Here is a 25,037-nt window from a genome sequence, read left to right as displayed (position 1 = left end):
CATAGGATGTGATTATATGAAAATAGAAAAGATCAACGACAATCAGATCCGTTGCACACTGACGAAGGAAGATCTGGACAGTCACCAGATCCGTATCAGTGAACTTGCTTACGGAACAGAGAAGGCCAAACGTCTCTTCCGTGATATGATGCAGCAGGCTCAGATACAGTTTGGTTTTGAAGCTGATAACATTCCACTGATGATCGAAGCAATTCCCGTAAGTGCGGAAAGTATCATTCTTATCATCACCAAGGTGGAAGATCCTGAAGAACTGGATACCCGTTTTTCCAAATTTGCTCCATTTAAAGGAAATAAGCCTTCGGATACCGTTGAGATTGACGGAGCCGATAATATCATTGATATCTTCCAGAAACTCTGTGAATCCAAACTTAAGAATCTTCCCCAGAAGCCGGAAGAAAAGAAATCCGAACCCGCAGCATCACCGAATCCGGAAAATCCGGATGCTTCACAGGCTTCCGAGAATTCTGTACGGCTTATCCGTCTGTACTCTTTCCCAGGACTTGACGATGTTATCGCTGCTTCTCATGGTATGAACGGTTTCTTTACCGGAAACAATACCCTTTATCGCGAAGGCGAGGATGGAGTATACCAGCTTGTTCTCCATCAGTCTGACTGCACTCCGGAAGAGTTTAATAAAGTATGCAACATTCTTTCTGAGTACGGAGTTGGTCGTGCATTTACTCCTGCCGGGGAGGCTTATCTTCGTGAACATGGTACACTGATCGCAGATGATGCCCTTCAGAAACTTCTTAAACTTTAAATTTTCAAAAAATAAACCGCTGTCAGAAATACGATCATCCCTGATATGGCTGATCCATATTTCCAACAGCGGTCTTTTTTCAGTAAAACAGCAGATACTGCTTACTCTCCGAGAAAATCATTGATCTGTGCTACAAGAACATCTGCGTCCAGTCCATGAACCATAGCTGCCTCTTCCAGAGATTCCATCTGAGAAGACGGGCATCCAAGGCAATGCATTCCTGCCCGCATCAGGATTGGTGCAATATTAGGGTCTACTGTAAGAAGTTCTCCGATCAGCATACTCTTTGTAACCTTTGCCATGTGCGTACTCTCCTTTACTGATTTATCGAAATGTTTCCACTTCGTTCTGCTATTATAATACGAAATCCCAGGGGAATCAACGCCTTATCGCTTCCTTTATTTACCGGCGCTTCTCTGGTTCTCTGATTTTTATTTTGTATATAAATTTATACTTGTATTCTTTGTACATATATATTAGAATGGGAATAGAATCCCTGGTAGGGGATACATACAATACACCATTTTAAAGGAGGATATCAATTATGGCATATGTAATTTCTGACGAGTGCGTTAGCTGTGGAACATGCGAGGGTGAGTGCCCGAACGAAGCTATTTCTCAGGGAGATGAGCATTATGTAATCGACGCAGACGCTTGTGTTGACTGCGGAACATGCGCTGAGGCCTGTCCAGTTGGTGCTATCTCTGCTGAGTAATGCACCATTTGCTTGATAAGCTACCGTAACGAATGAGGCTGCCGGTTTACCGGCAGCCTTTTCTGTTTCTTTTATTCTTTTTTCCATCACAGGCAGCTGCCGCCTCTCTTCTTGCCTGCTGTTTCTTTCGGATGGCTTCATCCAAAGAACGACACCTGTATTCTCCTTCTTTTTTCCGTTGCATTTCCTCATGGATCAGCCGTTCCAGGATTTCCTGAAATTCGAGGATCTTTTTGTCATCCTCTCTATGCTCCTTTGATGTTTTCTGCTTCTCCATAAACATGTCTTCTGCTGCTTCTTCTGGTGTTCCTACCGGAATATCTTCAATCTCAACCGCTTCTCCCTCCAGGATTTCACTGCCGGTTTTTGCAAGGTCTGACGGATAAGTATTTCTTGCTTCCTGCGGAATCAGCGTTCGGATTGCTTTCAGCTGAAGACCTCTGTTTTTCAACTCGTTTATTTTAAGAAAAAGCTGGATATCAAAAGGTGTATAATAGCGGTGTCCCAGTTCATTGCGCCCAATCCGAAGATCCAGTTCTTCCTCCCAGTACCGCAGAACATAAGATTTCACGCCTGTCATTGTTACAGCCTGTCTCACCGTATATCTTTTTTCCATCGTGAACGCCCCCTTGTGTAGAGATTCACTGTTACTGTCTATAGTATAACCCCTGGATTCAGGAAATGGCAAGAAAAATCGGTTGACATAATTTTACCGGATGTGACTTATCAGCAGAGCCGTGCAGCCGGAAAAACAAAATGCTGTCAGGCTAAATACAAGTGTTCATCCTGACAGCATTTCATTTTTCCGTCTGCACGGCTCTACTTTTTCATATTTACAAACTGCGTATACCTTGGCAGCCATACCAGTTCTACGGTTCCAATGGGGCCGTTTCTCTGCTTGGCTATGATGATCTCTGCAATGTCTTTTTTCTCGGTATCTTTATGGTAATAATCGTCTCGATAGATGAACATGACCACATCCGCATCCTGCTCAATAGCTCCGGACTCTCGAAGATCCGAAAGCATCGGCCTGTGATCTGGTCTCTGTTCTACCGCACGGCTCAGCTGAGACAATGCGATCACCGGCACATCGATCTCTCTTGCCAGCGCTTTCAGAGATCTGGAAATATCGGAAATCTCCTGCTGTCTGGAATCGGATTTTCCGCTTCCGCTCATCAGCTGCAGGTAATCGATCATGATAATTCCAAGATTGTGCTCCAGCTTATATTTCCTGCATTTGGAACGAAGTTCCGCAATAGAAATTCCAGGAGTATCGTCAATAATAAGATTGGAGCCACCGATGATATCTGCACCTTCCACCAGCTTCGTCCAGTCTTCATCTTTCAGATTTCCGGTACGGAGATTCTGAGAATCCACATGGGATTCCATGGCAAGAAGACGGTTTACCAGCTGCTCCTTGGACATCTCCAGACTGAAGATCGCCACGGTCACATCTTTACGAAATGCCATATACTGGGCAATATTCAGCACAAAAGCAGTTTTTCCCATGGAAGGTCGCGCCGCAATCAGTACAAGGTCGGACGCATGCATACCGGAGGTCTTATAATCCAGATCTACAAATCCGGTAGGAATTCCGGTGACGGAGCCTTTCAGCTTGGAAGCCTTCTCAATGTTACTGACTGCATTTAATACAACCTGCTGGATCGGTACATAATCACTGCCGTTTGTTCTCTGCAGAATATTGAACAGTTTCTTTTCGGATTCCTCAAGAATGGTCTCCGTGCTGTCCTTTTCCAGATAGCAGGCATTGGCAACTTCTTCCGTAGTCCGGATCAGCCGGCGGAGAACTGCCTTTTCACTGACAATATTGGCATAATATTTCACATTGGCAGAGGTAGGAACTGCAGCGATCAGGTCACGGACATATTCCATACTGCTGATGTCCGGAGGGAGTTCTTTCTCCTTGAGACGGTTCTGCAGGGTGATCAGATCTACCGGCTGTCCCTCATTACAGAGTTCTACCATGGCATCAAAGATAATACCATACTGTTTCTGATAAAAATCATCACTGGTCAGAATCTCGGAAGCCACAAGAATCGCATCACGGTCCAGGATCATGGAACCGATCACTGACTGCTCTGCCTCAATACTGTGAGGAAGAATCCTCTTGATCAGTGCCTCTTCCATCGATTACGCCTCTTTTACCCAAACCTTGAGACTTCCGGTTACTTTCGGATGGAGACGTACCGGAACGTTGGTAACACCAAGGTTCCGGATTGGATTCTCCAGCTGAAGTTTTTTCTTATCGATATCCAGATTCAGCTGTTTTTTTGCTGCCTCTGAGATTTCCTTGGAGGATACAGAACCGAATGTTCTTCCACCCTCGCCCACTTTCAGGGTCAGGATGATCTCTTTTGTGGAAAGCTCCTCTGCAAATGCCTTGGCAGCGTCCAGGTTCTCCTGCGCAACCTTTTCCTCATTTGCCTTACGGAGTTTCAGGTCATTGAGGTTCTTGGATGTAGCCTCAACACCAAGTTTTTTCGGCAGGATCATATTTCTTGCATATCCGTCACTTACATTTACGATCTGTCCCTTTTTTCCCAGGGATTTTACATCTTCCAGAAGAATTACTTTCATTTCTATTTGTCCCCTTCCTGATATAACTGGTCTATAATTTCTTTCAGCATTCTCTCTGTCTCATCCATGGTGTCCTTCACCTGTGCGCCGGCAATATTCAGATGTCCACCGCCGCCCATCCGTTCCATCATAACCTGGACATTGACTTCATCAATGGCTCTGGCGCTGATGTAAACCTCGTTATTATAGCTGGTAAGAACAAAAGATGCCTTGACTCCGGCAATGTTAAGAAGCTCATTGGCCGCCTGTGCACCTACAACGGTAGGGCTTTCCAGACCTTCACTTGGGCATCTTGCAATGGCAAAATAATCCCGGTAGATCTCAGCAGTACGGACAGCCTCCGCTCTCGCCTTATAGGAATCAATATTGTCACGGAGCATCTTGCGTACACGTGTCACATCCGCCCCGCATCTTCGCAGAAATGCCGCAGCCTCAAAGGTACGTACACCTGCCCTTGTTGTAAAATTGTTGGTATCGATCATGATACCCGCATAAATACAGTCCGCCTCAATGCTGCGGAGCTTCAGTCCGTCTGCAAAATACTGCAGGATCTCCGCGATCATCTCGCAGCTTGAAGATGCATAAGGCTCCACATAGGAAAGAACTGCATTCTGTATTACCTCACTGCCACGGCGGTGATGATCCAGTACCACGATAGTCTTGGTCATATAGAGAAGATCCTGACACTCTGTATAACTTGGCTTGTTGGTATCTACTACAACCACTACCGTATTATTATCCACAAGCTCTTTGGCCTGATTACTGTCCACAAACATGGATGGTTCATAATCCGGGTTCTCCATAAAGCCACTCATCAGAGGCCGGATGGATGTGGTCGGATCATTAATTACAATGTGCACCGGCTTACCAAGAGTCTTGCCTGCACGGTAAATACCGATGCCTGCTCCCAGAGCATCCACGTCGGTGATCTTATGTCCCATGACAACCACACGGTCCTTGGTACTCATAAATTCCTTCAGCGCCTGGGCCTTCACGCGGGCCTTTACACGGGTGGATTTCTCCATCTGCTGAGCTTTACCGCCAATGTAGGTGATATTATTGCCATTTTTGATCACTACCTGGTCGCCGCCACGTCCCAGTGCCATCTCAATGGCAATTCTGGCATATTCATAATTCTGAATATAAGTGGAAGCATTCAGACCGATTCCAATACTTAAAGTCACTGCCATCTCGTTTCCGATGTTAACAGTCTTTACCTCATCCAGAATATGGAATCTCTGTTCCTTCAGAGTTTCCAGCGAGCTCTGGCGCATGATCAGGAGATATTTATCTTTCTCCAGCTTCTTTACAAGACCGTCAAAGTTGGAAAAGTACTTCGTGATCTTACGGTCGATCAGTGCGATCAGAAGAGATCTCCGCACATCCTCCACACTTTCAAGAGCTTCCTCATAATTATCCAGATAAGCCAGGGCTACTACAAGCTTATTATCTTCATTCTTCTGAATGTATTCCTTAAGCTCTGTCTCATCATAAAGATACATGGCGATCAGGCTAACGTTCTGGGACATATCCTCCAGAATATCTGCATGGCTTACCACTTCTCCCATGGTCACCCTCTGCATGGACACACGATAGATCCGATCCCCGAAATGCGTACTCATCTCGGAAATTTCCAGCTCATCGGCTACCGGAAGCTTGTCCGGAGTAATGTCCGGAAAAACTGTGCTGATATTTTTTTTATAAAACTGATCTCTGCCCGTGATCTCCGAAAAGATCCGGTTGGACCAGATCATACGGCCTTCCATATCCATAATGGCATAGGGAAGTGCCAGTTCTTCCAGCATCCTCTTTTCCACCACATCATACTGATTGGCAAATGCTATCATATCATTGATGATCAGCGGTTTGTGATATCGGAAAAGCTGTACTGCGATAAAAATATAAATAACAGTACCTACAGACACCAGAATTCCGGCCTTCACACTTACAATAAACACCAGCAGGTCCAGCAGCACCACCAGAACCGAAAGATACAGTGGCCAGCGCATGAAGTGTTTCATAGGCCCTTTAAATTTGACTTTGTTGTTCATTGCTTTTTCCTGTTCTCAACGTAATAAAAACCACAAGTTATCTATCATTATACCAGATTTCTTATTATAATTCCATAGTTATGATAAAATCTGTTACAGCCGGAAAACGCTGCCATACACTGCATGACTGGAAACGTCCGTTTTATAGCTTTATGTCGTCACAGAAAATAAAAAACAGGACCGCTGCCATCCAGATGACTGCTCATCTGTCTGGCAACGATCCTGTGGATGATCGGAATTAGTCCTGAACGTATGGCATCAGGGACATATGACGTGCTCTCTTAACAGCAACTGTCAGTGCTCTCTGATGTTTTGCACAGTTACCTGTAATTCTTCTCGGGAGAATCTTACCTCTCTCGGAAACATACTTTCTTAACTTTGCTACATCCTTGTAATCGATCTCGTTATTCTCTTTACCGCAGAATACACAAACTTTTTTTCTTCTGCGTCCGCCTCTTCTCTTCATCGGAGAATCTGGTCTCTCGCCTCTATTGTAAGCCATGATTGTTTCCTCCTATCTTATTCGTCTCATCTGTCTTGATCAGAATGTTCTAGTTGAACGGCAGCTCCTCATCAATTCCATCTGGAATATTCATGAAGCCGTCGGCGCTTGCTGCGCTCGGACTTGGCATAGACGGTGCAGGTGCTGCTTCTGTTCTCGGATGAGATGCTGCATAGCTGTCGCTTGACGCTTTGCTCTCAGCAAATTCCTGATCCTCAACAACAACCTCTGTCGTATAAACCTTCTGTCCCTCACGGTTCGTATAACTTCCTGTCTGAATACGTCCCGTAACTGCAATTTTCAGTCCCTGTCTGAAATACTTTTCCGCAAACTCTGCTGTCCGTCCGAAAGAAACACAGTTGATAAAATCAGCATTTGCTTCTCCATCACGACGGAATCTGCGGTCAACTGCCAGTGTATATCTGGCGATTGCCAGGGCATTTTCTCCTGCGGAATATCTTACCTCAGGATCTCTTGTCAAGCGTCCCATTAATATTACTTTGTTCATCGTTCTACCTCTCTTATGATCTCAGATTTCACTTAACTGAACAGGTTCTTAATGGTGTTTTCGAAAATCCGCTGCAAAAATTATGCCTCTTTCTTGACAACCAGGTATCTTAATACATTGTCCATGATGCGGACATGTCTCTCGATCTCCGCCGGGCACTGAGAATCTGCTTCAAACTGAATAAAATAGTAGAAGCCTTCATGCATTTTCTGAATCTCGTAAGCTAATTTCTTCTTACCCCATTCTTCAACTTCTGTGATCACGCCGTTGTAACGTGTAATATAGCTTTTTGCTTTCTCAACTACAGCGTCACGTGCTTCGTCCTCAAGCTTAGCGCTCACAACTAATGCTAACTCGTACTTGTTCATGCTTGTCTTAACCTCCTTATGGTCTTTTGGCCCTTTGCCTGTCAAAGAGCAAGGATATGAAATATATCACGATTGTTGATTCTAGCATATCTTTCCCGTGATGTAAAGCATAAATTTAATTTTTTTCGAATTTTTTCAAATCTCGTGTATTTTTCTCCACAAGCTTGCGCGCTACCATGATCTGGTGTCCACAGCCCATGCATTTCAGACGAAAATCCGCTCCTACACGAAGGATCTCCCATTCTTTGCTGCCACAGGGGTGCGCCTTCTTCAGTGTGACAATATCTCCTACTTCATAATTTAATCCCATTTGATACTCCTCATTTTTCTTTTTTCCGGATATTTTAGTCAAACGGATAAAAATATCCGCATTCACTACGTAGCCCTGCACCGGATAACTGCTATGCAGTTTATCAGATCCGTATCTGAGAGAACACCTTTCCGATCGGTTCTTTAATAAGAAGATCCGCATATTTGTCTCTCGGTGTCGGCGCCTTGTTGATCACCACCAGATGATTTCCCCTGAAATAATCGATCAGTCCTGCTGCCGGATACACAGCCAGGGAAGTTCCTCCGATGATCAGGACCTCCGCCTCTGAAATTGCTCTTACAGATTCCTGGATCGTATAGTCATCCAGACCTTCCTCATAGAGAACCACATCCGGTTTGATCATACCACCACAGGTACATTTCGGAACTCCTTCTGACTCCTTCATATACTTAAAATCATAGAATTTCCCACACTTCATACAATGATTGCGGTAAACACTTCCGTGAAGTTCCAGAACTTTTTTGCTTCCTGCCATCTGATGAAGATTGTCAATATTCTGAGTGATCACCGCTTTCAGCTTGCCTGCCTGCTCCATCTCTGCCAGTTTCAGATGTGCCGCATTGGGTTTTGCAGTATCACAAAGCATCTTATCTCTGTAAAATTTAAAAAATTCTTCAGGCCTGCGCATAAAAAATGTATGGCTTAAGATCGTCTCCGGCGGATAATCATACTTCTGGTTATACAGCCCGTCCTGGCTTCGAAAATCCGGGATCCCGCTTTCCGTGGAAACTCCTGCTCCGCCGAAAAATACGATATTATTGCTCTCATCAATGATCTTCTGTAATTTTCCTATTTCATTTTCCATATGAATCTTCCTCCCTTATTTTTCACATAAAAAATGGCTACTGTGGATCCACTGCGTTTACTCTTTTTCCCTGCACAACAAAACGTGTTGCCTGATTACCGGTGCATGTAGACAATGTAACGATCTTATCTTTCACATTCGCCTCACCCTCACCTGCTTCTGTTTTAATCTCGGAATTCTTGAACATTTTTTTCTCATATTCCAGAAATTCCTTACCAGGACCTTTAAACAGGGTATACGTATCACTGTTCACCGAAGTTGTGTATGCGGCAATGATCTCATAGCGGTAGTTCTTCTTCGGGGTAAGTATCCAGAAATATTTGCTGGTATTGTAAAGCGTTTCGTCTGCCCTGTATTTTTTCAGCATTCCAAACATGGAGCCATTCTTCATATTATGTCCGTACACCAGCGTGTTGCAGTCACTGAAATCCCTCTTATTCTCATAATCAATAAAGATCGTTCCTGCAAAATTATAATTTTTCTCATAAGTCTGGTGAAGATACATATTATTATCCTTGCCCTGTACCATCGGATAACTGATCTGAGGAAGTGCCTCCATATAAATCCAGCCGATCACATCATCATTAATACTTTTAAGAGATGCAAAATCAACATTTATAGGAGCCACCGGCTGTTGTTCCTCCGGCTGTCCCAGATCTTCCGATGCATCCGGATCACGCTCCGTCACTGCCATTTCTGAAATGCTGTTATACTCATCTGTGCCTTTTTTATACTCTGTATAAATATGATAAAGGTTAAAGGCAGCATAGCAGAACACCACAACTGCCACGATCAGCACCAGAGTCAGAACATAATCTCCTGCCGTTTTTTTCTTTTTCGCCTTGTCTTTCCTGCTCATAATCACACTCCTTTGATCTGTCAGGATTTTCTGGTTTCTGTATTTATTATAAATACCCCTCTGTTTTCTTGCAACTGTTTTGTTTTTATCACATTTTATATAGAAAGAAACCGCCTCGGAATGGGCGTCCGGGGCGGTTTGTAAGGTATGTTCTATTTCAGAGCTGCTGTTATTTTCAGTCCAGTTCTTTGCCTGTGAGCATTTTGTATGCCTGGAGATATTTCTCGATGGTCTTGTCCACGATCTCCTGCGGAAGTGTCCAGTCATTGTCCGGATTGGCTTTCAGCCAGTCACGTGCAAACTGTTTGTCAAAAGATGGCTGGCCATGTCCTGGTTCATAGCCTTCTGCCGGCCAGAAACGGGAGCTGTCCGGTGTCAGCATCTCATCACCGATGACCATGTTGCCGTCCTCATCAAGACCAAACTCGAATTTTGTATCTGCAATGATGATTCCCTTGCTGAGTGCATACTCTGCACATTTTTTGTAAAGAGCGATGGTGTTGTCACGAAGTTTTTCTGCGTACTCGCGTCCTTTTCCAGGGAAGTATTTCTCAAGATGATCGATACTCTGCTCAAAAGAAATATTCTCATCGTGATCACCGATCTCAGCCTTGGTAGATGGTGTGTAGATCGGCTCAGGCAGCTTGTCGGATTCTTTCAGACCTTCCGGAAGCTTGATGCCGCATACAGTACCGTTCTCCTTGTAGCTTGCCCAGCCGCTTCCTGTGATGTATCCACGTACGATACACTCGATCGGCAGCATGTTCAGCTTACGGCACATCATGGATTTTCCTTCAAATTTCTCCTGCTGGAAAAACTCCGGCATATCCTTGGTATCTACAGAAATCATGTGGTTTGGAAGAATGTCCTCAGTCATGTCAAACCAGAATTTGGACATCTGGGTCAGTACAGCACCTTTCTTTGTAACTTCATTATTCAGAATTACGTCAAAGCAGCTGATACGGTCTGTTGCAACCATGATCAGACTGTCGCCATTGTCATAGATCTCACGTACTTTACCTTCTTTGATTGGTTTTAATTCCTGCATGTTCTCACACCTCATCATTCGGTTATTTGGTTTTTGTTTTCGACACCGTTACCGTATCACCACTCAAGCCCTCCTGTCAAGATGCCAGGCCCTTTTCAGTCATAAGTATTCGTTAAGGGATTATTCATATTTTTAATAGCGACTCACATTCCTCCTGAAGTTTTTTCTCCTGTTTCCGGTAAAGAAGCTTCTCACTGCAGGCAAAATAAGGGTCACATCCATACTCCCGGATAAAAGCAGCTGCATGACTGTTCCTGGTCAGTCCGGTGACAAAAAGCACCGTTTCCTGTCCGTCTCCGAAACATGCTTTCATAAAGGCAAATGCCCGTTTCAGCTCTCTGCTGATCTTTTTAGCACAGTCTTTTCTCTTCTCTACCATTTCCGTAAACAGCTGCCGGATCCGTTCAAAACCAGTCTCTGTATCTGTGATATGTTCCTTTCGGATAGTAAGGCTGAATTCCTCCAGAGTACGGATCACAAACTCTTCCGTGGTCTGCTGTTCCAGGTTAAGAAGCTCCGCCTCCAGACGGACAGCCAGACTTTTCTTCTTCACATCTGTAAATTCATCCAGCGCCGTCATGTCCTTTTTATCATGAAGAAAAGCTTTCAGATGCAGGAGTTCCTGATAAACAGCGCCTGTCTCTTTATCCAGCTTTTCATAATCCAGAAAACTTCCGTTGAGTCCGCTAAGCAGAAGGCCAGTTACCAGAAAACGTTCCTCAAACGAAGCACCTTCCGCCATTTTTACTTTTTTCTGCTGTTCTTCCTCCGCCATTTCTCCGGAAAGCAGGCGTTTCAGCCCATAGTCCTCTCCGTACTTCCGATACAGCTGATAACTGGCAAAAAAGCTCCTTGCGATCTCATCCCGACAAAGATACTCCCCGATCAGATTCTCCGTGATCTCAACGCCTAGTTCCTCATAAGCTTTCAGAATTTCGGACAGATCTTCCCATCCTCTTGCCGTCACAAAGAACTTCCCGTCCACTGTATTCTCCACGGAATAAAAATGATCTTTTTTCATGCCAAGATAAGCAAGGATCGATCCGTGGATCTCCTTTTTCCAGGCATACTCCATCCACACCCCAAGATCTGCCTCGATATCCATCCTACGCACACGGTCCAGGGTTACGATATCAAATTCCCGGACCGACTTATTATATTCCGGAGGATTTCCCGCTGCAGCGATCAGCCATCCCTCCGGTACGCTGTGGCTTCCGAACGTCTTGTTCTGAAGAAATTGCAACATGGTCGGCGCAAGTGTCTCGGAAACGCAGTTGATCTCATCGATAAACAGGATCCCCTCTTTTTTTCCGGTACGTTCCATACAGTCATACACAGAGGCAATGATCTCACTTAAGGTATACTCTGTGATACTGACCTCTTTTCCGTTATAGCACCGGGTCACGATCCTGGGCAGTCCTACCGCACTCTGTCTTGTATGGTGGGTGATGGTATAGGCTACCAGCCCTACTCCGCATTCCTCTGCCACCTGCTCCATGACGGCGGTTTTTCCGATTCCCGGAGGGCCCATAAGCAGAATGGGACGCTGCCGGAGTCTGGGAAATGTATAACGTCCGGCTGCATCTTTCCGGTTGTAAGCCAGTAAGGTATGTTTAATCTCTTCTTTTGCCTCTTTTATATTCATATGTTATGACGCACTCCTTCCTGCTCTGCCACAAGCCGGATCGCCCAGGGCGGAACAAGCTCCATTTTTTCTGTTTTATGCAAAAATACAAAGGCCGTCTCGTAATCCGGCTTACTTCCCGGATAGATCCCGTCTCCGTCTGTAAAATAGATCAGGGCTTTAAGACGGCGGATTTCCTTCTTCTCCTGCTGCTCCTTCACATACCGGAACACCGGTCGGAAGTCTGTTCCTCCCCGCCCCTGTATGGTGATATCTTTGCTGTATTCTTTCCATTCTTCTTCCGAATGGATCACTTTTACATCCTGGATACAGCAGTCACACTGGATCAGATAGACTTTCATCTTATGGAAAAAATTCTCTTTTTCACTGAGAATGGAATAGGTTTCTTCCAGGAATCTCCGCACAGTCTCTCCATCACAGGAACCGGAAGTATCAATGGCGATCACCAACTCCTCAAGACGGTTCACTTCCTTATATTCCAGCGGCTCGATCAGCGGAAGATTTCCATAATGTTCCATTCCGTAATTATAAAAAATATAATCAAAACTCTCCGTATCCAGTTCCACTTCCTCCCGCAGTACGGAAAACTGGCGGAGAAATTTTTTGTAATCGTATCTTCCGGATCTTATGGGGCCTGCATCTTCCCTCTGGTCCCCTTTCTGGCTTCCCCGTCGTTTCCGGTGATCCTGGCGGTTTGCGGCAGTATAGGAAAGAAGTCTGTTCCATTTTTCTCTTGTCTTTTTCCCTTTTTCTCCTGTGCAATTATCCCAGAGTGTGTGATCATCAAAATGAAAAGTTTCTTCCAGCTCTTCCAGATGAAATGGAAAGGTCTGTTCTTTCAGTTTCCGACAGATCTTTTCTGCGGAATCCGCGCCGTTTCCAAGAATATGAAAGACTTTTTCCCGGATTTTTTTTGCATTTCCACCGGTCTCCAGAACCGGGATCTTTTCTCTGGAAATGATCTGTTCCACAGCAATATCACAGGCCAGGTTCCATAAACGTCTGTCCTCCTGATTTTCCAGGAAAAGGTGCAGATACAGGCAGTGCAGCAGCATATGTAAATACCCTCGTCGCACTGCCTCCGGCTTTTTCACATAAAGTTCCAGCAGATATTCCGGTGAAAAAAGGAAGAATTCTCCATCTGTTCCGATGGTTCTGGTCTCTTCCGAGCCTTTCCCGGAAATGCAGGCAAAAGCACCGTCCAGATATGGAAAATAGTAGTACAGTTCGTTCCTTACATTTTCCAGGATATGTGTCCCCAGTTCTTCCTGCTTCCGATTCACCGGATCTGCCCCCTTTCCTTCTGACCAAACCAGTTTTTATTCCTTTCCATCCCATGTTCCTGAATATCTCTTTATTGTCATTTACATTCTGTACGTCTGTACGTGCCAAAATACATCTGGTATTACATTTTTCACCAGGTTTGTTCACAGTTCAAATTTTTTCTCTTTAAATCCATACTTTTCTTTTTTTAAATGGAGAAGTCCCATCAATGCCGCAGGTCTCCTCCACTCTTCGGCCAGTTTCAGGAACACTTCCAGCTCCTGTTCCCCAAACCACTCATTCTCATAAAGCTTCCCGATCTTTTCCCAGTCATCTTCCAGGATCAGGCGTTCCACTGCCGGGCGGATCCGTTTCTTCAGGTACGCTCCGTAATCCGCACGCTCCGCTTCCTCCACACCTTCCTCCAGAAAATATCCCCGCAGTGCAACTGCCAGCCGCAGCGGTTCCTGTTTTGTACTTCCGAATTTCCGGTAAAGGTGGATAGCCTCCTCCCTGGCATCCTCGTTCTCTGCCCGCATTTCAAGGGCACTGGCAGCAACTTCCACATCTTTTTGAAAACGGCTTAATTCTGTCATAATGATCCCTCCTGTCCGATGTCTGTTTATAGTGTTTGAGGAAATATTTTTGTATGACATTATCATATCACGGACCGCTTTGTTTGAACATTATTTTTTGGTAAAAAAGAGGCCGTCACTGCCTTTTTCTGACAATGACGGCCCGGGAATATCTTCTCAGATTCCCTTCTTATAAAGAATAAATGAATAGATCATTGGAACAAACACTGCTGCCAGAATTATGATCAGGACAATTTCCGTTTTCAGAAGCAGCGAATTCATAAGAAAAAGCACTCCTGACAGGATCAGCACCCAGCCAGCCATACGGTTGGTACGGTTCCAGTTCTCCTCGCTGTTTAACGTCCAGGGAAGCTTCATTCCCACCGTGTAATTCTGTTTCACCTTGTGGATATAATTTCCGAGAATGATAAACATGATACCAACCATGATGTTCACGATCATTCCCATATCAATGTCCATTCCCAGAGCAAGGCCATAGATTGACATGCAGGTGATCACAGATACCACCGGAACCAGCCACAGGATCATGGTAAAAATGCGCTTGTTGATATTTTTTCTCTTTGGATCATTGGCTGTAAAAAAAACACAGAACAGATGAACCAGCAGAAGCAGAAACGGGATCCCAAAAACTGCCACAGGCTTGCTGCTCCAGCCGTTGGCCAGATTATGCTGGTCAAAATGTGTGGCGATCTTCTCCGGCAGACGGTTCCACAGAAGGATTCCTGCCAGTGACGGCGAGATCGTAAGGATACTTCCGGAGATCAGGGACATTTTATACTCTTTCAGAAATTCTTTCTTTTCTTCATCTTTCATCACTATTTCCTCCTTTCAGATCACTGAGCCACAAAAGCAGTTCCTCCACTACTGTGGTATTCAGTTCATAATACACGAAATTCTTCACCTTCGTCTCCCACACAAGATCTGCTTTCTTCAGAATTTTCAGATGATAGGATATGGTTGCACCTGTCATGTCAAAATGTCCTCCGATCTCTCCGGCTGACATTTTCCCGTTTTTCAGAAGCTGCAGGATTTCTCTCCGCACAGGGTCCGAAAGTGCCTTGAAGGTTTCCGCAAACGCCATCGTGTACCTCCTTTCGGATAGTATTTAGAAATATTTCTAAATAGAATATACCATTACTGTTTTCCCCAGTCAATAACTATTTAGATTTTTTTCTAAATAGTTACATTTGTCATATTTCCCTGTACAACAAAATTCATCTGTCAAACGGATATTCACAATCAAACCATGGGACTTCCCTGATTCGGTTAAAAATAAATAAAACGAGGATACCGACCATCGCCTCTGCGACTTTACGATATCCTCGTTCACCATTGATCAACCATTATTCACTTTTCCCCTCTTAAAACCTACCTCATGCAAAAATCAAGGCTGGACATAATCTCCGGCGCAATCTCCGGCACATATGCACAAAAATCCATTTCTCTGCCAAGGCCGATGGATGCAACTCCGAGAATAGATTTTCCATTGACAGTCCTGTGACCTCTCTTCAGATCCACTGCAAATGGAAAATGCTCTGTTACATTCAGAAAACGATTCACATCATCCATAGTTTCAAACTGTACTTTTCTTACTGTCATCTGTATTTCACCTCTTTTCTCTATCTATACTACTATTTTACTATGAAATATTTGTGTGTATAGAGTAAATTTTTTATAAAAAAGGTGGAATTTTTAGATGTTATCTTTTTCTATTTCTGTTACAATATAAAAAAACAACACCCAGGAGGTATCAAAATGTCAAAAAAGAACCTTATCGCAGGACAGTCCGGCGGACCGACCGCAGCGATCAACAGCAGTCTTTACGGTGTGGTATCTGAAGCACTTAAACATACAGAAGAGATCGACCACGTTTATGGCATGGTCAACGGTATTGAGGGATTTTTAAACGGAACAGTCCTTGATTTTCAGGAAGCACTTCCGGGCGAACAGCTTCGCGCTCTTACCTGGACACCTGGCGCCTATCTTGGCTCCTGCCGTTACAAACTTCCGGAATCTCTGGAAGATCCGGTTTATCCGAAGCTGTTCCGGAAATTCGAGGAGATGAACATCGGCTGGTTCTTTTATATCGGTGGAAACGATTCCATGGATACCGTCAGCAAGCTTTCCCGCTATGCCGAAAAGATCGGCAGCGACATCCGTATCCTCGGCGAGCCGAAGACCATTGATAACGATCTTGTAAATACGGACCATACCCCGGGCTTCGGAAGCGCTGCCCGTTACGTAGCTTCCACTGTCCGTGAGATCACCCTGGACGCCTGTGTTTATGAGAAAAAATCTGTCACCATTATCGAGATCATGGGACGTCACGCAGGCTGGCTCACCGGAGCCGCTGCCCTTGCCCGGAAATACACCGGAGACAACCCACTTCTCATTTATCTTCCGGAAACAGATTTCGATGTAGAAGAATTTCTCCAGAAAGTTAATGCTGCCTTTGAGAAAAACTGCAACGTTGTCGTCTGTGTATCCGAGGGCATCCATGATAAAGACGGCACTTTCATCTGCGAATACGACAGCGCTGCCGGTACCGACGCTTTCGGTCACAAGATGCTTGCAGGCTGTGGTAAATACCTTGAGAATCTTGTACGCAGCCGCCTTGGCGTCAAAGCCCGCTCTGTAGAGCTCAACGTAAGCCAGCGCTGCTCCGCATCCATGCTCTCCGAGACAGACCAGCAGGAAGGTATCCTTGCCGGTGAATTTGGTGTACAGGCTGCCCTGAACGGTGAAACCGGAAAGATGATCGCTTTTAAACGTCAGAGTGATTCCCCGTACTCCATGAAATGCACTTTGGAAGACGTCAACCTTATCTGCAACGAAGAAAAGACCGTCCCTGTGGAATGGATCACCAAAGACGGCTCCGATGTCACTGAAGACTTTATCCGCTACGCCCGCCCGCTGATCCAGGGAACTGTAAATGTTCCGGTTGGAGAAGACGGACTGCCGGCGTTTGTGTACCGGAAATAAGATTTGCAGTAAAATGGATAAGTACACCCACATTTGTAACGTAACTCTGTCCTGAATAATTTTTTATCAGGTATTTATCCCAAAAATGCACCGGGAATTTTTCAATAGTTCCCGATGCATTTTCTTAATTTCTCTATATTTTCTTTTTATTTCTTACTGCGGTACGCTTCTGCTTCCCAGTGTGTGATGAAATATGTGATCTCATCCGTCATCTGCAGCGGACCGCCAAAGCTTTCCGCATATACTGCAAGCTTGATCGCATCTTTTACCAGTAACTGTGCTTTTGCAGCCTTTCCTTTGTCATCTTCCATGATAAATGCACCAACGCCCTGTACCAGGATCAGTCTCGGTTCTTTATCATTTTCTGCCATAAATGCATCCAGCGCACTTTTCGCCTCATCGATATTTTCCACAAATAACGGATATGGTCCGCAATATACGATGTGATCCGGAGTGAACGGTTTCAGAAGCGGTGCTGCAGCAGTTTTATCCTTTACAAAATTATCAGCCTCCGCAGCCGGTACAACTTCCACCCTATGACCAAGCAGCCTGGAAAGTTTCTCTGCTGCCTGCTCTTTTTCCGGTGTAACTGCATTGCTTACATCCGCAGTTCTTTTTACCTGTTTTTCCAGCTTTTCAATAACACTATCAAATAAAACACCGATTTCTTCTACGGTATCTGCCGCAACAAAAATTCCGTGATTCTGAAGAAGAAGGACCTGAACGTCTTTTCCGGTTTCTTCTTTATAGGCATTCATCTTCTCAAAACAGATGCGGGCAAGTGTGTATCCCGGTTTGCAGATATCGATCCAGAGCACATCTTTTCCAAGAAGCTCTTCGCAAAGAGCCTTTGCGCCCTTTCCGCAGGTCAGTCCATTGATAAGTGTCGGATGAACATGCAGGACATACGTATAAGCAAACAGATTGTGGAGCAGTGCTTCCACGCTGGGACGTTTGGTTTTATCCTCATCGGTCACTGCCGCCATTACATCTGCAAGATATGCAGATTCACGCTTTACATCATCCGCCGGATATTCCGTTTTCATGATCTCATTCAGACGCGCCCGGTCCATTTTGACAAATTCCTCTGCCTTGATGGTGGCAAGCTGTGTGCCAGACCCCTTTACATACAGTGTTGTATCGTCTTTTACAGAAGTGTTGCCGCCTCCAGCCAGAACATAAGCGGGATTGCTTCCGTAAGTATTCGACATTTTAACCAAAATTGAAAGATCCATAAGTAAAATTCCTCCCTGTCGTACCATGATATCGTTTTTCTCTATGTTTATAGTACACGATGCAGGACAATTTATCTATATAAATATTTTTTCCAAAATTAGTACATTCGTATCTTTTTATTCCTTTTCCAAATGTAAGATCTACACATCTTTCCACTGAGTTTCTTCCGCGATCTGAGAAATCGTTTTTCCTTTGTATGTAAATAAAGACGGACCGGATGTAGAATATCCCTTTATCCTGTCTGAAATTGCTGATAGTGATGTAATTTCATCCTTATACTGCACTTTACGCTCATCAACTACAACAGCCACAACCGATGGATCTTCAGAAAATACCAGTTCCGCTCCAACTGAAATGTTGCACTTAAAAAAATTAACCGGAGGTCTCTTGGTCTTCTGTTTTTTAGCCGGTACTGTTTTTACTTTTTTCAATTTATCTTTTGTTCCGCTTATTGTGGCTATGGACTCCAGCAGCTCATATGCATCTTCCGGGGAAAGAATAAAAAATTCCCGGTTCTTCGATATTCTCAGATCCGGATTCAAATTATCGATCATCTTATGAAGTTTTTTATCTTCCAGTTTTCCGGAAGTTTCATATGTTGCATATATCTCATATTCGTATGGAAGAGCTGTCGTACTCAGCTGTTTACGCCTGCTTTCCACATCCGTTGCATATCCGATCTTGACCATATCTTTTAAGGCCGGGTTTGTCATGATATAAATATATCCTTTTGCCATAAATCTCCATTTCCCAACTCATCTGTAATCTTTCGATACATCCAGATAATCCCTTTTGCCGCTGATGTAATCTACATAGGCAACTTCCGGATCTTTTCCGTGTAATACGGTACATAATCCACACATGTCACAATCTGCGATGCATCGGAAAGTATTCTTAATGTATTGTCTTCGTTCCTCTTCTGTAGAATTCCCGATTTCCGGTGGTCTCATATCCTCACCTACTTTACAAGCCCTGTGTTGCTTCTGTATTCCTCATTGAGCTCACGCAGTTCCTTTTCACCGTTAATATAAGGCTCATAAAAAGCATCCACAGATCCTCCGCCCAGATTATCACATCCATTACAGAAATCACAGGCACCCCCGCACTGGTTCAGCCCCTCCTGGACAATGCGGATCCTGTCCTCTTTCGTTGTGTCTTTGATCAGTATGCTTTTTGTTTTCATAGATGTATTCCTTCTTTTCCTTTTTGAATCATTCAGACAATGTCTGACCAATTTGAATTGTTTCTCTTAATCACATGTAAACTGAATATTCACATTGCGCTTTGCGTTCAATTGATTATAGTATATCACAGATTTCCAACATATTGGGATACTTTTATACCACAAAGCAGAATTACAATTTTTCACGTCAGCAGCTCAAACGTATGATACAGATTCACCTTCCCATACCCCCACTCCGGGTTCGGGTACTGCATATTTTCTTCTCTTCTTGCGCCTCTCTGCAGATAATATTTCACGCCGCTTCCTGTAAAAAACGGCTGGTTATCCCGTATGATGGCCCATTCAAACAGAAGTGCCGCGATGCCGGCGGTCTGTGCGGCGGAAATGCTGGTTCCGGAGCGGGTTCCAAAGCCGCCTCGTACCAGGGGCACTTTTACATTGACTCCAGGGGCTGCCAGATGTGGGGTTATCATTCCATCTGGCGTATAGCCTCTGCCTGCGGCAATGTAGATACTTCCGTCACGGTGCTGGTAGGCGGTTGTCGTGATGCTGTTTCTGGCGTCCCCCGGAGCTGTCACGGTTGTATAGGGCGATGGTTCCAGAAAATAAGTATCCTGGGATATCAATCCTTCTACCGGAAGCCACATATGGAACTGTACGTTCTGTCTGTTCTTTCCCGGGTAAAAATCTTCCAGATTCCGGAGGCGGGATGAAAAAATCGGATATATACCAGCGAATATCCGGTCTGGCGCTCGATCAGGATATAATTCACATACACCTTCGTTTCTACAAAAACAAAGGACAGTTCCTGAGTTCTTGAACCAATAGAACTGCTGACTTCCAGTATCTCCCCAGTAGGTGACTGGATGGAAAGCCCGTAGATCTCCGGCGGCTCTCCCCAGAATTCCATGGTAAACCCCTGCTCTCTTTCCGCTACACGGAGTTCTGTCACGATCTGCTCCCTTCCCTGAGAAAAAATTCCCGTACTGTGGTTTCTTGTATTTCCTTCGTTTCCGGCAGCTGCTGACACAGATACCTGGGAAAAATTCGCCACATAATCCACATACTGGCTTAATGCATTGGTCCCCAGATGAGCGCCCTGGCTGCTTCCGATCCCCAGGCAGATAGAAAGTGGCATCTCCAGTTTTTTTGCCCAAGAAATCGCATAAGCAATGGCCATCATCACATCATTTTCCTGAAAAACTTCTGCATCCGGAGGATAGAGATAAAAATTCCGGAGATATTGTTTTGCCGGTTTTACCTTGATGATGATCAATGTCGCTTCCGGTGCCGCTCCGGTGAAATTTTCTCCAGGTACCATATTTCCTGCCGCAATACCGGAAAGTGCCGTTCCATGGCCATTAGTGTCCCTGGATGGCACAATAGAAAACGGATCCTCGGAAGCCAGTGCCAGATCGATATCTTTTTTACGGAATAACTTGCCATATGGAACTTCTGTATCTGCCATATCATCCCCATTTTCCAACAGATTACCTACATCTCCATTTTCAGATTCCAACTCCCGTCCAGACTCATTTTGCTCTTTGTCTTTGCCCATCCCCTCCTCATCTTCCAGCGACTGATCCCATAAATAAGCGATCCTGGAACCGCCTGCATTTCGAAACACTGCATTCTGATAATCAATTCCCGAATCGATTACTGCCACCGCCGTCCCTTTTCCCCGAAGTTTGAGATACGGATGATCATGCAGCCGGGTGATCCCAGATGCCCCTGTTGCTTCCATATCCATATAGGTATAACATTTCGGGATAGAATTATAAGATGTCCCTGTAACTTCAAGTTCTCCCATATTTTCCAGAGGAACATAGAGAACCCCGAAAATCTCATTGATCGCCTGAAAAGATGTCCCCGGAAAAAGTTCCATGGTATTCTGGACATTCTGCATATATTTCACGATAAAATCCCCGAAGCGCTGACTCTGTGCCGGGTTTTCCGGCTGCGCTCCGGGGATCTTATCCTCTGTTTCCATATTTGGTTCAAAATCTTCTTTTCTGAGCATGGCAGGCCTGCTTTCGCCTTTTTCATAGATTTATGCAGGGCAGGCCCGTCTTTATGCCACTACTGCCCGACACATTCTCCTGATACATATAACTGCCATATCACTACACCATTGCATATCGCTTTTCGCAACCCGCAGGAAAATTTCCTGATTCGGTTAAATTTACTCTTGCGGACTCCTTTTTTTCGCCACCAGTACCAGCAGCACAATCCCCGCAATCCCGGTAAAAATACTGATAAACTGGGAAGTTGACAAAATCCCCACACTTCCCCGGATAATATCTCCCCGGAAAAACTCGATCACAAAACGTCCGACGCTGTAAAAGATCAGATAGCAGGCAGTCACCTGGCCATCTGCTTTTTTGTTCCGCGCAATCAGCAACAGCAGAAGAAAATGCAGGAAATCCAGGCCGCTGGAATACAGCTGCGTCGGGATCAGCGCCACGTGATTGGGCGCATATTCCGAATTCTGAAATATCACAGAAAAAAAACTCTCCGTCTCTTTTCCATAACAGCACCCTGCCAGAAAACATCCGATCCGGCCAAATCCCTGGGCCAATGCCACGGACGGCAGGATCACATCCGCATATTTAAAAAATATAAGACCTTTGATCCTGCAGTACAAAAATCCTGTCAGTATCCCGCCGATAATTCCGCCGAACACCACAAAACCGGAACTTAAGGTTTCCATCATAAATCCCGGATCCTGAGCAATTGATTTCCACTCTGTGATCCAGAAAAGAAGCTTTGCACAGAGAAATCCACCGACCAGACACCACAGAATCATGGGAAAGATCTGTTCGCTGTCAAGTCCCTGTTTTCTGGCTCTGTATTCTGCTGTCAGACAACCTGCCACAATTCCAATGGCGATCATCAGGCCATAACCATATATCGTAAATGGTCCGATGGTAAGAAGTTCATTTTTCATCCGTTTCCTCCTGTTGTCCCGTTTTTGTTTTCCTCAATATCCTCACCCACATCTGTAGATGTAAAAAATTCCAGAAGCGCAGCATTGGCCATGTCATTCAAAGCACTGTTTCCAGGTTCTGTCACATCACATTCCCCGCAGATATCCACGCCCAGGATCCTCGAAATTCTCTCTGCACATTTCTCTTTGACAGCACCCAGACATTCCAGCATGGTACTTAACCGCATATCGCCCTGACTCCAGTTTGTATCTGCGTCCGTCTCACAGAGAACATCTTTGTCTATGGAAATATACAATGGATATTCTCCCACCTGATTCTTTACAAATGCAGACACTTCCGTTTCTTCCATTTCCAGAAGCCTCTCCCTGCTCAAAAACTCCACCTTTTCCTTAAACTCCGGTTCCACTCTGGAAAAAGCCTCCTCATCCGGGCCGATCAGGATCGCCTTTTTAAGCAGTGGCAGCTCCATAATGGAATCATAGATCCATCCTCCGCAGGAAAGCAGGCCGCCAAAAGCAGGCGGCTGCATATCTGTATGGTTATCAAACACCAGAAGCTCAAATGGCTCCGATATTTTTTCCAGCCAGATCCTTGTCATATAGTGATAGTTTCCGGAATCAATAAAATGGATCTCTCCGGAAGAATAAGGTGCAATACGGCTGCGTATGGCATTCATCGCATCCTCATCACAGTAGCAGTTGGTTCCGGGAATGTCCCTGGCCCCCACCCGGGATACTTCTTTTCCCCTCCAGAACTGCTGGTCCTCATATATTCCGGAAAAATCCATCATCAGTATCTTAATATTTTTATCTGTATTTTTCATGTGCACATCTTACCACGGAATGGCAGATGATGCAAGAGAATGGTCAGTCTTTCCACTCTTCCAGATCTTCATCCGAACCGTCCAGAAGATCTTTCAGACTGCCGGTTTCCACCTGGTCTTTACCCACATCCCAGAGTTTCATCTCCACATTCTCCGGTTCTTTTTCCCAGCGGGAATTCTCCTGTTTTGGTTTTTCTGCTGGTTCCGTGACTTCCTCTGTCACTTTTCTGTTTGTAGAACCTTCTGTATCCTGCGTTGGTTCCCCTGTGCTCTCTGTTGCATTTTCAGAACTAAAATCTGAAGCCGAACTGTCTTTCAATGCATTTTCCTGCTCATTCTGTTCTGTTATCGAATTACCGGTCCTCTCCTGAACTTTCTCTTTTTTTCGTAAGATCCCACGTCTGGATTTTTTCTCCGGTTCCGTTGTTGCCGTTTCGATAGCCATATTCTCTGTCGCAGTATTTGCTGAATATTTCGGCGCATTTCCGCTCTGCGGATCATTTCCATCCTGCGTCTTTGTATCACTCTGTGTATCCATATCTACCTTATCATCTACAGCCTCTGAACTGTCCGCACCAGCCTCTTCCTTCTCTGCCTCTGCCTTTTTGGCGATCTTTCGAAGTCCCAGCTTCATGATAATAAAGAATACGATATCCGCAGCTCCGTCACACACCAGCACCCAGCCGGAAAAGATCAGCAGAGTCATGATCTTCGGAAATCTTCCAAACAGCATCACAATTCCAAGTGCAATAAAAACAAGACTGCCGATCAGAAGCACGCTCCATGCACCGTGTCCGCCCTTTTTCAGAAGAAAAGCACCTTTAAATTTCCACAGACTGTCAACCAGTACAAATGCGCTGAGCATCCATGGAAGCAGTTTGATCACGATGGAAGGTGTCATAAAAAGGAACACGCCCAGCACGAAAACAACCACACCGCTTAAAAGATCCATGATCGTAGCGGTTGCTTTTCCACGTATGTAAATATAAATGTGATAAATGCCAACTCCGATGAGGATCAGTCCGAATACCACTTTACAGATCACATCCACCGTCTGTGTGGGGATCAGGATCAGGCAAAGTCCCAACAGTATGTAAAATACTGAAGAGATGATCTCACCCTTCAGAACGTTATTGATTTTTTCACCCATGTTCATTCCTCCTCTTTTATTCCAACAGTATAGCTCTTTTCCACTGGTCAGTCCACCCTGAACCGTCAAAAAAAATTCTTTTTTTCAGAAAAATTTTCTTATAATTCAATACAGCCTGAAGGATTTTTCCGGCGGCATTTCACCGCGTTCCTTCAGGCTGCATTTTACTTTTTATGTTTCTTCTTTTTTGTCATAAGACCACCGATCCGTCCGGTTTCTTTTGCAGAGAGGCTTTTCCACCCGTCTTTGATCACTTTATCCAGGACTCCCATCTCATCGGCAATCTCGTATTTCAGTTTTTCTGCCTGGGAAAGTTTCCCCTCCAGGTATGCCTTTACTTCTTTCTCCCTGTTCATCTTCCACACTCCTCATCTTTTTTATGGAGTATGGACGTTTTCCGGAGAAATTATGCATTCTGAAAAATATGTCCGTTCTTTACGGATGCTGTCAACTTTAATCCGGGATAATGATGGCCGCAATGATATACGCCAGGATTCCGGCTCCGCCCATCAGCGTGATGATCACCCATACCAGCCGTACAAGAGTCGGGTCAATATCAAAATACTCTGCGATCCCGCCGCAGACACCACACAACATACGGTTTACTGATGATTTGTAAAGTTTTTTGTTGCTCATAATGCTTCC

At 44.8% G+C, this 25,037-nt stretch carries 32 protein-coding genes; 3 read left to right on the top strand and 29 right to left on the bottom strand.

Annotation, left to right across the window (positions count from 1 at the left end):
• Positions 1-16: 16 nt before the first annotated feature.
• Positions 17-781: an adaptor protein MecA gene (locus tag AC04Q6_RS13225; protein WP_118062767.1), complete on the top strand. Its 765-nt coding sequence runs from the start codon at positions 17-19 to the stop codon at positions 779-781.
• A 101-nt stretch (positions 782-882) separates the two neighbouring features.
• Here the strand turns inward: AC04Q6_RS13225 and AC04Q6_RS13220 are convergent, their stop codons facing one another.
• Positions 883-1,083 (bottom strand): DUF1858 domain-containing protein, encoded by a 201-nt coding sequence (locus tag AC04Q6_RS13220; RefSeq protein WP_015527179.1) that lies wholly within the window; start codon positions 1,081-1,083, stop codon positions 883-885.
• Between the two features lie 242 nt (positions 1,084-1,325).
• Here AC04Q6_RS13220 and AC04Q6_RS13215 point away from each other — a divergent pair, with 242 nt between their 5' ends.
• On the top strand, positions 1,326-1,496 hold the full coding sequence (locus AC04Q6_RS13215; RefSeq protein ID WP_015527180.1) for a DUF362 domain-containing protein: 171 nt from the start codon (positions 1,326-1,328) through the stop codon (positions 1,494-1,496).
• 46 nt (positions 1,497-1,542) lie between these two features.
• On the opposite strand, the gene AC04Q6_RS13210 is transcribed toward AC04Q6_RS13215, so the two are convergent.
• The 17 genes from AC04Q6_RS13210 to AC04Q6_RS13130 all read right to left on the bottom strand — a co-directional run bounded on the left by AC04Q6_RS13210 (position 1,543) and on the right by AC04Q6_RS13130 (position 15,669).
• Positions 1,543-2,112 carry a MerR family transcriptional regulator gene (locus AC04Q6_RS13210; RefSeq protein ID WP_021977101.1) on the bottom strand — a complete coding sequence of 190 codons (570 nt, stop codon included), beginning with the start codon at positions 2,110-2,112 and terminating at the stop codon, positions 1,543-1,545.
• Positions 2,113-2,315: 203 nt separating this feature from the next.
• Entirely contained in the window at positions 2,316-3,644 is a 1,329-nt protein-coding gene (gene dnaB / locus AC04Q6_RS13205) for a replicative DNA helicase (protein WP_015527183.1), read from the bottom strand.
• 3 nt (positions 3,645-3,647) lie between these two features.
• The gene (gene rplI, locus AC04Q6_RS13200; RefSeq protein ID WP_021977100.1) at positions 3,648-4,094 is read right to left on the bottom strand and encodes a 50S ribosomal protein L9; all 447 of its coding nucleotides are present in this window, start codon (positions 4,092-4,094) and stop codon (positions 3,648-3,650) included.
• A gap of 2 nt (positions 4,095-4,096) precedes the next feature.
• Positions 4,097-6,145: a DHH family phosphoesterase gene (locus AC04Q6_RS13195; protein ID WP_021977099.1), complete on the bottom strand. Its 2,049-nt coding sequence runs from the start codon at positions 6,143-6,145 to the stop codon at positions 4,097-4,099.
• Between the two features lie 238 nt (positions 6,146-6,383).
• On the bottom strand, positions 6,384-6,647 hold the full coding sequence (gene rpsR / locus AC04Q6_RS13190) for a 30S ribosomal protein S18 (protein ID WP_021651398.1): 264 nt from the start codon (positions 6,645-6,647) through the stop codon (positions 6,384-6,386).
• A gap of 49 nt (positions 6,648-6,696) precedes the next feature.
• A complete protein-coding gene (locus AC04Q6_RS13185; RefSeq protein ID WP_021977098.1) occupies positions 6,697-7,155 on the bottom strand; it encodes a single-stranded DNA-binding protein in 459 nt (152 codons plus the stop codon).
• Between the two features lie 80 nt (positions 7,156-7,235).
• Positions 7,236-7,523: a 30S ribosomal protein S6 gene (rpsF, locus tag AC04Q6_RS13180; RefSeq protein ID WP_021977097.1), complete on the bottom strand. Its 288-nt coding sequence runs from the start codon at positions 7,521-7,523 to the stop codon at positions 7,236-7,238.
• A gap of 115 nt (positions 7,524-7,638) precedes the next feature.
• Positions 7,639-7,833, bottom strand: a complete 195-nt coding sequence (locus tag AC04Q6_RS13175) for a DUF951 domain-containing protein (RefSeq protein ID WP_021977096.1) — start codon at positions 7,831-7,833, stop codon at positions 7,639-7,641.
• A gap of 103 nt (positions 7,834-7,936) precedes the next feature.
• Positions 7,937-8,659: an NAD-dependent protein deacylase gene (locus AC04Q6_RS13170; protein ID WP_021977095.1), complete on the bottom strand. Its 723-nt coding sequence runs from the start codon at positions 8,657-8,659 to the stop codon at positions 7,937-7,939.
• Between the two features lie 37 nt (positions 8,660-8,696).
• On the bottom strand, positions 8,697-9,518 hold the full coding sequence (gene srtB, locus AC04Q6_RS13165; protein ID WP_021977094.1) for a class B sortase: 822 nt from the start codon (positions 9,516-9,518) through the stop codon (positions 8,697-8,699).
• A 175-nt stretch (positions 9,519-9,693) separates the two neighbouring features.
• Entirely contained in the window at positions 9,694-10,566 is an 873-nt protein-coding gene (locus AC04Q6_RS13160) for a phosphoribosylaminoimidazolesuccinocarboxamide synthase (protein WP_021977093.1), read from the bottom strand.
• Positions 10,567-10,690: 124 nt separating this feature from the next.
• Entirely contained in the window at positions 10,691-12,211 is a 1,521-nt protein-coding gene (locus AC04Q6_RS13155; protein WP_215706334.1) for an ATP-binding protein, read from the bottom strand.
• On the bottom strand, positions 12,208-13,494 hold the full coding sequence (locus AC04Q6_RS13150; protein WP_242996937.1) for a vWA domain-containing protein: 1,287 nt from the start codon (positions 13,492-13,494) through the stop codon (positions 12,208-12,210). The genes AC04Q6_RS13155 and AC04Q6_RS13150 overlap by 4 nt, the downstream gene beginning before the upstream one ends.
• Positions 13,495-13,638: 144 nt before the next feature.
• The gene (locus AC04Q6_RS13145; protein WP_021977090.1) at positions 13,639-14,070 is read right to left on the bottom strand and encodes a hypothetical protein; all 432 of its coding nucleotides are present in this window, start codon (positions 14,068-14,070) and stop codon (positions 13,639-13,641) included.
• Between the two features lie 156 nt (positions 14,071-14,226).
• Complete coding sequence (locus tag AC04Q6_RS13140; protein WP_021977089.1) at positions 14,227-14,883, bottom strand: SdpI family protein; 657 nt, start codon at positions 14,881-14,883, stop codon at positions 14,227-14,229.
• Positions 14,873-15,151, bottom strand: coding sequence for an autorepressor SdpR family transcription factor (locus AC04Q6_RS13135; RefSeq protein ID WP_021977088.1), 279 nt, complete (start codon positions 15,149-15,151; stop codon positions 14,873-14,875). Before AC04Q6_RS13135 ends, AC04Q6_RS13140 begins: the two co-directional genes overlap by 11 nt.
• 287 nt (positions 15,152-15,438) lie before the next feature.
• Positions 15,439-15,669, bottom strand: a complete 231-nt coding sequence (locus AC04Q6_RS13130) for an HPr family phosphocarrier protein (protein WP_021977087.1) — start codon at positions 15,667-15,669, stop codon at positions 15,439-15,441.
• A 156-nt stretch (positions 15,670-15,825) separates the two neighbouring features.
• Here AC04Q6_RS13130 and AC04Q6_RS13125 point away from each other — a divergent pair, with 156 nt between their 5' ends.
• Positions 15,826-17,052, top strand: a complete 1,227-nt coding sequence (locus AC04Q6_RS13125) for a 6-phosphofructokinase (protein ID WP_119247840.1) — start codon at positions 15,826-15,828, stop codon at positions 17,050-17,052.
• A 146-nt stretch (positions 17,053-17,198) separates the two neighbouring features.
• Here the strand turns inward: AC04Q6_RS13125 and AC04Q6_RS13120 are convergent, their stop codons facing one another.
• The 11 genes from AC04Q6_RS13120 to AC04Q6_RS13070 all read right to left on the bottom strand — a co-directional run bounded on the left by AC04Q6_RS13120 (position 17,199) and on the right by AC04Q6_RS13070 (position 25,028).
• Positions 17,199-18,287 carry a class II aldolase/adducin family protein gene (locus tag AC04Q6_RS13120; RefSeq protein WP_119247839.1) on the bottom strand — a complete coding sequence of 363 codons (1,089 nt, stop codon included), beginning with the start codon at positions 18,285-18,287 and terminating at the stop codon, positions 17,199-17,201.
• Between the two features lie 141 nt (positions 18,288-18,428).
• Positions 18,429-19,025, bottom strand: coding sequence for a GIY-YIG nuclease family protein (locus AC04Q6_RS13115; protein WP_119247838.1), 597 nt, complete (start codon positions 19,023-19,025; stop codon positions 18,429-18,431).
• Between the two features lie 18 nt (positions 19,026-19,043).
• Positions 19,044-19,238 (bottom strand): hypothetical protein, encoded by a 195-nt coding sequence (locus tag AC04Q6_RS13110; RefSeq protein WP_119247837.1) that lies wholly within the window; start codon positions 19,236-19,238, stop codon positions 19,044-19,046.
• 8 nt (positions 19,239-19,246) lie between these two features.
• Positions 19,247-19,471 carry a hypothetical protein gene (locus AC04Q6_RS13105; protein WP_021977082.1) on the bottom strand — a complete coding sequence of 75 codons (225 nt, stop codon included), beginning with the start codon at positions 19,469-19,471 and terminating at the stop codon, positions 19,247-19,249.
• Positions 19,472-19,653: 182 nt separating this feature from the next.
• The gene (locus AC04Q6_RS13100; RefSeq protein ID WP_476389719.1) at positions 19,654-20,118 is read right to left on the bottom strand and encodes a S8 family serine peptidase; all 465 of its coding nucleotides are present in this window, start codon (positions 20,116-20,118) and stop codon (positions 19,654-19,656) included.
• Positions 20,103-21,491, bottom strand: a complete 1,389-nt coding sequence (locus AC04Q6_RS13095; RefSeq protein WP_476389718.1) for a S8 family serine peptidase — start codon at positions 21,489-21,491, stop codon at positions 20,103-20,105. The genes AC04Q6_RS13100 and AC04Q6_RS13095 overlap by 16 nt, the downstream gene beginning before the upstream one ends.
• Positions 21,492-21,653: 162 nt before the next feature.
• Positions 21,654-22,418, bottom strand: coding sequence for a prolipoprotein diacylglyceryl transferase (locus AC04Q6_RS13090; protein ID WP_021977080.1), 765 nt, complete (start codon positions 22,416-22,418; stop codon positions 21,654-21,656).
• Positions 22,415-23,242 (bottom strand): arginase family protein, encoded by an 828-nt coding sequence (locus AC04Q6_RS13085; protein ID WP_119247835.1) that lies wholly within the window; start codon positions 23,240-23,242, stop codon positions 22,415-22,417. The genes AC04Q6_RS13090 and AC04Q6_RS13085 overlap by 4 nt, the downstream gene beginning before the upstream one ends.
• 43 nt (positions 23,243-23,285) lie before the next feature.
• Positions 23,286-24,392 carry a DUF308 domain-containing protein gene (locus tag AC04Q6_RS13080; RefSeq protein ID WP_215706332.1) on the bottom strand — a complete coding sequence of 369 codons (1,107 nt, stop codon included), beginning with the start codon at positions 24,390-24,392 and terminating at the stop codon, positions 23,286-23,288.
• 164 nt (positions 24,393-24,556) lie between these two features.
• Positions 24,557-24,748 (bottom strand): alpha/beta-type small acid-soluble spore protein, encoded by a 192-nt coding sequence (locus tag AC04Q6_RS13075; protein WP_015527205.1) that lies wholly within the window; start codon positions 24,746-24,748, stop codon positions 24,557-24,559.
• 97 nt (positions 24,749-24,845) lie between these two features.
• On the bottom strand, positions 24,846-25,028 hold the full coding sequence (locus AC04Q6_RS13070) for a PspC domain-containing protein (RefSeq protein ID WP_021977077.1): 183 nt from the start codon (positions 25,026-25,028) through the stop codon (positions 24,846-24,848).
• Between the last annotated feature and the right edge of the window lie 9 nt (positions 25,029-25,037).

The sequence above is a fragment of the Blautia sp. HA9023 genome, assembly GCF_056504095.1.
Note: the sequence above shows the minus strand (reverse complement) of the source record. Positions and strands in the feature narration are given on the sequence as shown.